Source organism: Paenibacillus radicibacter (assembly GCF_024721995.1).
GTDB lineage: Bacteria > Bacillota > Bacilli > Paenibacillales > NBRC-103111 > Paenibacillus_AM > Paenibacillus_AM radicibacter.
This window is the reverse complement of record NZ_JANQBC010000006.1, coordinates 1-10,897: the sequence shown is the minus strand read 5'-3', so window position 1 is coordinate 10,897 and position 10,897 is coordinate 1. Positions and strand designations below refer to the sequence as shown.

At 38.8% G+C, this 10,897-nt stretch carries 8 protein-coding genes and 2 riboswitches; of the genes, 1 reads left to right on the top strand and 7 read right to left on the bottom strand.

The genetic code is table 11. From position 1 onward, the window contains the following. From NV379_RS13425 to essC, 6 genes are all read right to left on the bottom strand, one after another. Positions 1 to 842, bottom strand: an 842-nt coding sequence (locus NV379_RS13425; protein ID WP_258207832.1) for a hypothetical protein, incomplete at its 3' end; no start/stop codon positions are given. A gap of 429 nt (positions 843 to 1,271) precedes the next feature. Further along, a complete protein-coding gene (locus NV379_RS13420) occupies positions 1,272 to 1,958 on the bottom strand; it encodes a hypothetical protein (RefSeq protein ID WP_258207831.1) in 687 nt (228 codons plus the stop codon). 138 nt (positions 1,959 to 2,096) lie between these two features. Further along, positions 2,097 to 2,399, bottom strand: a complete 303-nt coding sequence (locus NV379_RS13415; protein ID WP_258207830.1) for a pore-forming ESAT-6 family protein — start codon at positions 2,397 to 2,399, stop codon at positions 2,097 to 2,099. Between the two features lie 28 nt (positions 2,400 to 2,427). Next, complete coding sequence (locus NV379_RS13410) at positions 2,428 to 2,730, bottom strand: WXG100 family type VII secretion target (RefSeq protein WP_258207829.1); 303 nt, start codon at positions 2,728 to 2,730, stop codon at positions 2,428 to 2,430. A 33-nt stretch (positions 2,731 to 2,763) separates the two neighbouring features. Next, the gene (locus NV379_RS13405) at positions 2,764 to 3,018 is read right to left on the bottom strand and encodes a methyltransferase (RefSeq protein WP_258207828.1); all 255 of its coding nucleotides are present in this window, start codon (positions 3,016 to 3,018) and stop codon (positions 2,764 to 2,766) included. Further along, entirely contained in the window at positions 3,018 to 7,628 is a 4,611-nt protein-coding gene (gene essC / locus NV379_RS13400; protein WP_258207827.1) for a type VII secretion protein EssC, read from the bottom strand. The genes NV379_RS13405 and essC overlap by 1 nt, the downstream gene beginning before the upstream one ends. A 737-nt stretch (positions 7,629 to 8,365) precedes the next feature. Continuing rightward, a riboswitch (cyclic di-GMP riboswitch) is annotated at positions 8,366 to 8,452 on the top strand. Between the two features lie 81 nt (positions 8,453 to 8,533). Beyond that, positions 8,534 to 8,620, top strand: a riboswitch (cyclic di-GMP riboswitch). A gap of 89 nt (positions 8,621 to 8,709) precedes the next feature. Here essC and NV379_RS13395 point away from each other — a divergent pair. Further along, a complete protein-coding gene (locus NV379_RS13395; RefSeq protein ID WP_258207826.1) occupies positions 8,710 to 9,366 on the top strand; it encodes an anthrax toxin lethal factor-related metalloendopeptidase in 657 nt (218 codons plus the stop codon). A gap of 60 nt (positions 9,367 to 9,426) precedes the next feature. Here the strand turns inward: NV379_RS13395 and NV379_RS13390 are convergent. Further along, the coding region (locus NV379_RS13390) for an S-layer homology domain-containing protein (protein ID WP_258207825.1) at positions 9,427 to 10,897 on the bottom strand (1,471 nt) is incomplete at its 5' end.

Below are 10,897 nucleotides of genomic sequence, written 5' to 3'. Positions count from 1 at the left end.
GAGAACCCCACTCTGAAATACAAGTCTTCTATTCGTTCATTCACTTCACTTACTTGTCTTCGAATGGACATTAATCTTTGCGCATATTCTTGCAGCCTACCAATATTGACGGAAATGTGGGGCTCCATTGGCGTTGATGTATCACGGCCGAAGAACCAGTCTTTCATCTCTTGGAAATAAAGTTTCGCCTTTTGAGCGACCTGATCAAACCACACATTCACCCTTTCAATTGTCTCTCGTGTCCAATTTTCCAATTTAGAAGCGAGCTCGATACATTTATCCTTAATAAATTTCACAGCCTCGTATGCCTCTTGCGATACTGCGACATAAGTTGCTCTCACACTCTCAGCGAATAAATAGTAAGTTTCCTTCATCTTGATCACACTATTAATCCAAGAATATAATTTATTAGAGAGCTCTCGATCCTCGATGTTGGGTTTTCTTGAAGATTTGAAATTTCCATCCGCATCAAATTCCACACTCTCTAGAGAATGTGCATATAAGAATTGGATGTGGAACCCTGAAGTCTCTTTGAGACCTACAACTACATCTGCATAATCTACATTGCCGCCAGCACTCACTACATCTCCTTTTTGTACAACGAACATATAACGTTCACTTCTAAGTGCAGTTTTCTTCCTTTCTGTTAGATCATTCCAGAACACCGGTTGTCCATTTACAGAGTACGCGTAAATGTCCATATCTAAATTATCGAGGAATACTTCTGTTGCAAGGTTACTCCCTTTGGAGTGTCCATAAAGTGAATTTGTTCCTCCCTCAATCTTGTACTTATCGAAGAATGCGTTCGCTTGCTCGATTTGCGTGGAAGTACCTGTTAACATTGACCGTATATTATCAGGCCAATCTACCCAATCTATTAGGTTTAACGATGCATAAATTTCACTTCCTCGGAAAAGCACCCCTCTATTCCCATTACTGTCTTCTAAGGCATAACCAACGAAACCGGTCTTATCATGTACGGTTGGGCTTCCCTTCGTATTATGATTTTCGTATCCAATCAGCCTTACATCGCTTAATGTTGTTCTATTATTTTTTATAAAAGAATCATATGTTTCTATAAGAGAGTTAATTTCATCAAGCTTATCTTCATTAGAGTCCAATTTAGTAGCATAAAATAATATTTCAGGTATCGTGTAGCTTACAGAATATGTGTTAGTAATTACATTTTTTAAATCAATATAAGATAATTTCGATAAAAAATATCTTTCCTCGTTGCTTAAGTCATTCATATTGATTGACATACGTTGTCATCACCTTCCAACCATATCTTCGAAATAACCTATATTCTGTACAGTACGGTCACCCTTAAAAGTTATATCACGCATAAAACCATCACCCATCCAAGTCCATGCAAAATTGGTTGTATGTGATATCCGTATTAAGTCTTTTGCTGGCTGAAATTTGTTTTTCTGTACGTATGCTACCGAAATCAGGAAATTTCTGTTTGTTATTTTCAGCATATAGGAATATAAATCACGTAAGAACTTTGCATCTTTCTTGTAATCTTGATCACTTTCTGCGCTTACTGCTACGAATAACTCAATTTCCCCCTCATAGCTCATATCCTTTGCAAAATCATCGATTGGTGTATTAATTGTACTTGGATCATGCGGTCGGTTTGATAATGCAAAAAAGAATTTTATGGCCTTCTCTCTATTATCTAATTTTTCAACACCAGACTTATATTTTTCAGTAAATTGGTAGCTTAAGCTTGCAGACACATAATTATCGTTATACCCTGATTTCTTCATATTTTTATGTACATTAAACGGTAGTTCTTTATTTTTTTCTGGATAAACCATCATACTATCACCCTCAGACTTACCAGGATAAATCATACCCCCCGGTTCAAAATACTCCTCCACAAACTTCTCACCATACTTATCCTCTAAATAATCCAACATCTTATTAACCCTGTACTCTTTAGGTGCAAACATGCATCCCGACACTCCTAACATCGATATAATCATGAATATATGTAAAATAATTCTTTTTTTCAAAGTTAGTAAACTTCCCTTCTTGAAATGGTATGGAGAGCCGCAGAATAACCTGCAGCCCTCAATACATGTGTAAACTTATTTAAATTGACTTGCGTTATTATTAATAGTAGTTTCAGCTGAATCATAGTTTGAAACTGTTGTATTTAAGAATTTTGAATACTCATCAATTATTTTTTTATAATCCACGAATTTTGCAGCAAGTGCATTGAATTTTTCTTGAATCGTTCTTGAAGCATCACTTTCCCAGGAGTTCGTTAAGCTGTTCATTTCCTTCTTTATATCCTCTAGCTTTGTAGTTAAGTTTCCGTTTAAAGTAGTAATTGTAGAAGCCGTATTGGTTACCTCGGCGAATGATATACTGATCCCTTCAATAGACATATGTATGAGCCTCCTTCACAATATAATTTTAGTTTGTCAATCTTTTAGCTGCGCTTACGATATCTGTTTGTGTTTCTTTGTATGTGGTTGCGCTTTGCTTTAGAAATCCAGAGTACTGTTCCATTAATTTTTTCATATTGTCAAAATCATCTCTGAAACCCTCAATTTGTGTTGTATAGGCCACATTATCTTGACCTTTCCAAGCGTTCCCCATATTCTTAACTTCATTAAATAATTGATCATACAAACGTTGGTACTCGGCCGAATGACCATCCATGGTCTTCGCTACAGTTTCTAATTTTGCTGGATCTACAACAATCTTTCTTGCCATAAATAATTGAATCCCCTCTCAAAAATAAATTTTTTATATTAACATCAGCCTAGAGCCATTATGAAGCCCTAACTCTTGAGCTGACATGTCAATATCCAAGATCGTTCCCGTTTCTCTATTACAAATAACGGTGTCTCTGGATGCTGCGAAGTAACCATTCGATAAATCAGCTATCGCATTCGTTAATAAAATCTCAACCTCATAAAGCTTTAAGGTTAGTGGTATATATACGTCATAAGCTTGATTAATCGCAGGTGTATATACCTCAACAAGAATTTTATCCATCATTATTGTTCCTCCATCGGATACATGGTCGATGTTAACAGCTTAATCAGAACGGTCTTTCCATTCGTAACTGTATAACCGAATCCATCTCCAATCTCCTCGTACATTGGAGAAGTCAGTTTGCCAACTTTCAACTGATATTGATCAGATATTCCATTACCTAGCCAAATACCATCATTTAAGGACACCTTCGCTTTAAACCAGTTCTCAAATGATATAGAGGATAGAGAAGAAACACGTTCACAAAGAATGAAATTCACCTGATACATCACTTCACCTTTCTCAAGCAATACCTTTAGCTTATCCTTGGAGTCATCAGATAAACTTGAGAATAAACTCGAGAACGAGTGAATGATACAAGTTAACCTCTCAAAGGTTGGAGCAGGTTCCCCCGCTGCAATAGCATCCTTATACGCATTGTTTCGACTGACTAAGGTGCTGAATAAATCAACAACAACTTGATCGAGCTCCGCTTGGGTTCTAAACAGCTTATAAGTTTTGGAGTCGTCTGGAGCGAACTTCATGTCTGGATCTAACACCATTAATTCCGTATTCGCTCTCACAGCTATAACCTCAGCTAGACCCTGAACAAAACTTGTATTGTCATTATTTTGCGATAATACAAGCCCTACATATTGCTGTTCAAAATTAAACCAAGCAGGTAACAAACTTTGTTTCTCAACACCTATTGGAATCTTCCGAGTCGAGTTTTGCTTCAACTCGTTAATGAAGAAGGAGATATCAATGACATCAGGTAATATTGGAATTCTTCTCGCACGTAATCCTGTCCAACTTTCTGACAGCTTACTGCAATTCTTTCGTATATGATCAAATCTCTGCTCGATGTCCTCATGTACATGGGCAATCTGGAATTCGTAGACCCGATCGGTCTTCATGATACCTCTTCCCTTGAACTTGGAAGGATACACACCCTCCACATTACCTAGCACACTTGAATAATCATTCACATCATTAAGTTGAAGTACGTACAACTGTTTGAAGTTCTGTAACAATCTAAATCGCACAGCGCTTGTACTTAAAGTTGTAAGAATGAAATAAATGCCGTACTTTACTCCTTCTCGTGTTAAATAAGCGATCTGTTCCTCTTTATCCTCATATAGCTCCGTAAATGCAGAGTAATTATGGATAGCAACGACGATTGCAGCCATATCAGTTTGGGCCATTCTTATATAAGAATGGTAATCCCCACCGTAATCAGCAAATAGTTTCTTACGCTCCTCAACTTCTTTGTAGAGCATCTTTAAGAGATTGTTAACTTTCTCTGTCTCATGCGATAAAAGAACATCCCCTACGTGAGGCGCTTCGCTAAATGCCCGCATCGTCTCAGAACCGAAATCAAGAACGTACAGATTAAGCTCAGACGGCGTATACTCTTCAATAAGTGAATAGAACAATGTGGACAAGAACGTTGTCTTTCCGCTTCCAGCTGCACCGTAGATGATCGCATTTCCTTCTCTGGTTAAAGGGAATGTCATCGGGAATTGGCTCTGATTCTCGGGATCATCAAATTTACCAATCACTGGATTTAGCTCACCCTTGACTTGATTACTCTCCTGAAGTTCCCCTCTCACATCACCCAAATAGATAAACTCAGAAATCGGTTCAAGCCATAGGGATCTGATCTTAATGTTTTCTTCTTTGGCGATTGCTGCCAAGTAGTTATTCACTTCATCAAGTTGTTTCGTCGGATTTGCAAATTGTTTCTTGCGCTTATCTATCTTTAACTGCTTGACGACACGCCCTAAATTATCAATGACCGTGATGCTTTCATCCTTATTCAACTCTATGCGGTCAGAAGGATAATAGGGAGCGCCGCCCCATGCGGATTGGCCTAACTCAAACAGCTCATTAAAGCCAACTTGTACGAAAAACCGTCCTGTAACCGATAGCTCTGCTGCATCTGGTCGTTTGATAACATCCATACTATCTGCACGCTCTTGTACTTTCAGACAGATACGGAACTTGCTATTACTCCAGATTTGATCATCAACAACGCCTGATGGTTTCTGGGTTGCTAAAATTAAGTGCACGCCTAAGCTTCTACCAATACGTGCGGCACTCACAAGCTGCGCCATAAACTCAGGCTGCTGTGTTTTGAGTTCAGCAAACTCATCAGAAATAATAAATAGATGCTGCAGTGGTTCTGTTACCTGACCATCGCGGAACAATTTTTGATACTTATAAATATCAAGATTACTTATATTTAACATCTTGCTCGTATCGCTAAAAATAGCTTGTCTACGTTTTAGCTCACTTTGGATTGAAACTAGGGAGCGCTTTACAGCAGCACCGTCAAGATTCGTAATTGTACCTGCCAGATGCGGCAAAGTCGTAAAGGCATTGGCCATCCCACCGCCTTTATAATCGATCAGAATAAAAGCAACCTCATGCGGATGATAGTTAACCGCTAACGAGAGGATAAACGTCATAATAAACTCACTTTTACCTGATCCCGTCATACCAGCGATCAAGCCATGCGGCCCGTGATACTTCTCATGTAAGTCCAGGAAGAATCGTTCTCCTGTTGTCATTACACCAATTGGCGTCTCTAGTGACAGAGTTGGATCGTTATCCTTCCAGCGCGTAAGTGCATTAAGATGTTCAACCTTGCTAACCTCAAACATATCCAGGAACGTTAGCATATTCGGTAATGCATATGAGGCACCTGTAGTATCCAACTGAATATTCGCCATCTGTACTGCGAGATCCAGCTCGCTTTCTCGTGAAAATAACGTCGGCTCGAAGGCAATATGTTTCCCTGATATGTCATCTTTGTCATATATCTTCGATACATCTCCGTTATATTCAACAACCATGGAGCACTCTTTAGGCAAATTTTTTAACTCATCGTACAAGTGAATGAGACTAAAGCCGCGATGCTCTTTCTTCTTAAGGAGAACATTCATCATCTCCGCCTTATCTGACAGACTTTTGTCGATAGCGAAGATCACATAATAGGGTGTAACTTCCCTTAACTCTTCATCTGATGAAATATGCTCTCGTTTGGCAATCTCCCTCTCTAAATAGACCGAAAGTTCCTTAACCTCACTTGGCTCTGTAGCAATAAAACGGATCGATTTATCATTGCTCCATACATGAGGCAACCACTTAACAAATTCCCATGTATCGGCCTCTTTCTTATCGTACAAAAACACAAGTTTGAGCTCATCATAGCTATGTAATGCTGTAAGCTGTAAGATCAGTCCTCTTGCCTCATCAATGACGAGTGGTCTTCTTCCGATCATTCCGCTGACCCAGTCGTCAAGCAATGACAATGAGATTGGAACCTGCTCCAACGTCTTTGGCTCTTGTGCCAGTGAATACAGCTGCTCCTGCAAGTGATCATCGTCCAGAGAAAATCTTTTTTCAGGAAATTTGATGTCAGCTGCAAGTGGTAAGTTTCCTATTCCCAGACTGATTTTCAAAAAATCATCTTGCCTGTATGTACGTTCCCATAGATTACGTTTAAGATGCTTAATTCTTGATACGCAGTTGTCAATTGTTACGTGATTCTCATGTAAAATCTGCTTCTGATATTCGCTTGTACTAGCAATTTCCTGTCGTACATCTTCGATATAGATCTTGTACTTTTCTTGGCGGATACGCTCATTTCGAATATGTTTCCTCTTCTCATACCTTCTTGCGAGTATTGGCCATAAGATCGAGCCAATCAGCATACTGAGGGACATGACTAATGTTGGTGCAGCACTCATGATGTTCCCTTTGTTCTGAAGTGCATTTTGCACAGAATATAGAGCAGTAAAGAGGGATGCCATTCCCATTGTGATGGATGGACCTAACATGAGCATGAGTGGTGTTTGCTCCATGTTGCCCTTAGCAGGTGGAGGGTCGATCTTGAGCTCCATCTTCTCAATATCACGCTTAAATCGTGGTGAACGGTAGAACTTATCACCTTCTGCTATTTCTTCCTCGAAATCATCCAGTTCTTCTTGAATTTTAGGCTTATTCTTCACTAAGAGCTTAAACACGTTACTGTTGTACTCGACTTGTCCATCAGGATTGTTAATTGCAATAAATCCATTACCGACAATGATCTTAAGGCCAATAATATAAATCATATCTCCAGGCTTCAACATCTGTTCGACTACACGTTTCCCGTTAACGAACGTTCCATTAGAGCTATTCTGATCTCGAATCATGAGTGATGTAGGGGTAACGAACATCTCAGCATGTACAGAGGAAACATAGCGATTCCCATACTGTAGCTCGCAGCCGTTCACTCGGCCGATTTTGAACAAACCTTCTTGCGGTAAAAAAAGCTTTTGATAATTTTTTCGATCTTCCGTTATCGGCTCAGCAAAAAGAATAACGACTTCGTTCGTTTTCTTTAAATGGATGTGGGTAATCGTCATTGCGTCTATCCTTAATTCAGCAATCTTCTTGCTGTTCTGATCTAGGATAATCGCATTTCTGTTAGACTTTAGCAGCCATTCACCTTCTACACCTTCCACGCTAATGACCCGTTCTTCATAACCAAGACGATTGGATTGCGTGATCCAATACTGTCCAGTCTTCTTCTCAGGTAAAACGCAGTGATATACTACATTTTCTTTCAATAAAGATAGCTGCATATTGTTTCTCCTCAGTTTCAATTACAGGAAAAAATAAACCAATTTGAATATAACAATAGAAACCCTTATACGGGTAAATTTGATAATAAGTTCTACTGATCGAATGATCTAAAAACAAATTTGAAATAAACGTCGATGCTTCCGTTGCATCACGCAATATGTGTATTTCTTCTTTGAGAATATGTATAGATAACTCTTCTACATGATTAATAAATAATTTATAAATTGCCCCCTTATTTATCTTGCTCAGACACTCTCATACGACTGTGCCGGACTGATGATACTCCAATATAACTATCGTATTGTTGGTCTAAATGCCCCCTTTTTACTAGAACTATTGTTATCACGTGTTGATTCCAATTACCTAAGAACCAGGACTAAATATCGTGAGGTACTACCCATTATATTGCAACTGTAATTTTTTGTCGATAATTGAAAATACTTTTTTTTCTGATAAACTTGTCGAACATATCCTAAATAAGACCTATTGTGGGACTTATAAATTGTTGCTTTAACCCACAATTACATGGATTAGCACTATGCTAATAATCGGGTTAATCGTCATTAATCCTAACTCTAGTTCATTCGACCCTATATCGTTACACATTCGTTTGTTTAAAAATGATCACATATACCTATTAATTTTTCGAAAATACAGAATAGAAGGATTGACTTTCTATTAATCAAGTATTAATCTATTAATAGATTCAAAGATTTTCCAAATTACATATTTATCATATTGATAAAGGCAAACCCACTTAAAAGTGGCGACGCAAAGCTATAGGGACTAAAGCGATTCATCGCAATGTCAGCCAGTTACCGGTACTGAAGCTTCTTAACGATGATTCGTTATGACAACCCTTCTTTACTAGGTAAAGAGGGGTTTTTCTATTGCTCGACCCTCATATTGATAAAGGCAAATCCATTGAAAAATGGAGACGCAAAGCTATAGGGGCTAAAGCGGTTATCCGCTATGCCAGCCAGTTGCCGGTATGGAAGATTTACGTGCATACGTAATACAAACCTTCCGTTCGGCGAAGATTAATCTATTAATCTAGCATATTTCGGGAGGTTTTCTTTTATGAAACGTACACTTATTGCACTATTTGCTGCTGCGGTATTACTAAGTAGCGTTACAGCTGTAAAGCCTGTAAGTGCCCAAACTGAAGCATTCGCTCTTGTTAATGATATTGTGAAATTACCAGCTGACCATTACGACACCCAAGAAACAGAACATATGAAAGAGAGACTCGCTAAGATCCCAGCGAAATTTTTACAAAACTTAAAAGAAAAATCGGTTAGAATCAAGCTTGTTAACGGCAAAATTACAGAAGAACCTGAATTTGCTCAGTACAAAGGGGTTACACCAAGAGGTTGGGAACAAACAGGACTTACTTGGGATGATATACCTGGTGTTAGCACAAATAACGTTATTGTTCGTATTGGATACAGTGATAAACATAACGGGCATAACAGCCAGAACTTAGAACTACATGAAACATTACATGCTGTAGATCGCATGGCGCTTGGAGAAATAAGTGCAAGTAAAGAGTTTAATGAGATTTTCAAGAAAGAAGCAGAAATTAATTACAAAGATGATGGTTATGTAAGTGCTTATCCAACTGAATATTTTGCAGAAACAGCTACATTGTATTTGTATAGTAAAGCAACTCGTGAAGATTTGAAGAAAGATATGCCTCTGACTTATGATTTTCTGGACAAGCTATTTAACAAGTAATAACAAAAAAAGAAGTTCCTCATGAACCGTAGTGGTTAGAGGAACTTCTTTTTTATTTACTTAAGGATAAACACGATCTGGTTTCACGTTCTTCCAAGCTTCGGAAGTCTTATCTTCACGCTTGTAGTCGTGGTTGTTAGTAGCTTCTAACACATCGAGGTAATACCATTTATCTTCTGTGTTGTCTGGCCATTTCTTCGCGTGAGTATCTAGACCTTCTTTTTTCACTTTACGATTTAATACGCTATTAATGAATGCCATTGCTTCAGCGCGCGTGATGTACTGATCAGGTTTGAAAGTCTTGTCTGCGTAGCCTTTGATCCAACCTTTGTTCGCAGCGGATGCAATATATTTCTCAGCCCAGTGTCCTGAGATGTCTGTAAATGAATCGTTATCACGCTCATCGAGCTTATCGAACTTCGATGCGGTTGTTGCAAATTCAGCTCTTGTGATCGGTGTGTCTGGTTTGAAAATGAGATCTGGATAACCGCTAATGACACCTGCTTTAGCCATTGTCGCGATATACTTATTCGACCAACGAGCATTCTCTACATCAGTGAAAGATTGATTCGTTGATAAGAATTCCTTACGGCTGTTGTCTTCCATCAATCTGTAGAAGATTGTAGCTACTTCTTCACGACTGATGTTATTCTCTGGTCTAATTGTGCCATCTGGATAACCTGCTACATAGTCAAAGTGTAGATCCTTCTCTAACTTCGGCGGTACTGGCGGCAGTGGAGGTAACGGTGGCAATGGCGTTACGTTGTTGCTTCCACCTGTGCTTGGCGTTGATCCGCCGTTATCGTCTGGATTAGGTCTAGTTGGGTTTAACGTGTAGTAGAATGTGTAGCTTTGTTGTGCAGCATCTGTTACCAAATAGGAAGCATTAGATTGAATAGGCGTGTAACCTGTAATAGCTTTAGCTGTAAGCGTAATGCTTTTTCCAACTTCACCTTGAGTTTGTGTAGATGACGCTAATTCTTGATTTGTGCCATTCTCAAGATAAAGAATAGAAATTGGGCGCATTACTGGTACTTCAATATTTTTCGTGTAGTAGAAAATATGCTCCTGAATTTCTCCATTGGTTACTTGATATTGAGTACTCTGCTCGATAGGAGTGTAACCAGAAATTGATTTCGCAGTGAGAGTAATTGTTTTACCTACTTCACCTGAGGTTTGTATAGGTTTTGAAAGTTCCGTGTTAGTGTCTCTTTCAAAATATTTAACTGTAACATTGCGGAATTCTGGTTGTACTTCATCAGTAGCCCATATTGCATACAGTGTTAGATTGTTTGCTGGCATTGTTACTTCTGAACCTGCTACATAGCCATCACCTGAACCGTCTGCATTTGTATTCCACACTTTAAACTGTTTACCCTCAGGTGCTGTCATTGTTTCATGACCTGCAACCGTGAAGCCTTCACCAGCTTCTTTTTCTGTTCCAGCTGGTGCTGATCCTGTTCCTCCGTTTACATCATAAGTAACGGAGTACATTGTAATCGGGATAGCCTCCCATATTGCATACAGCGTC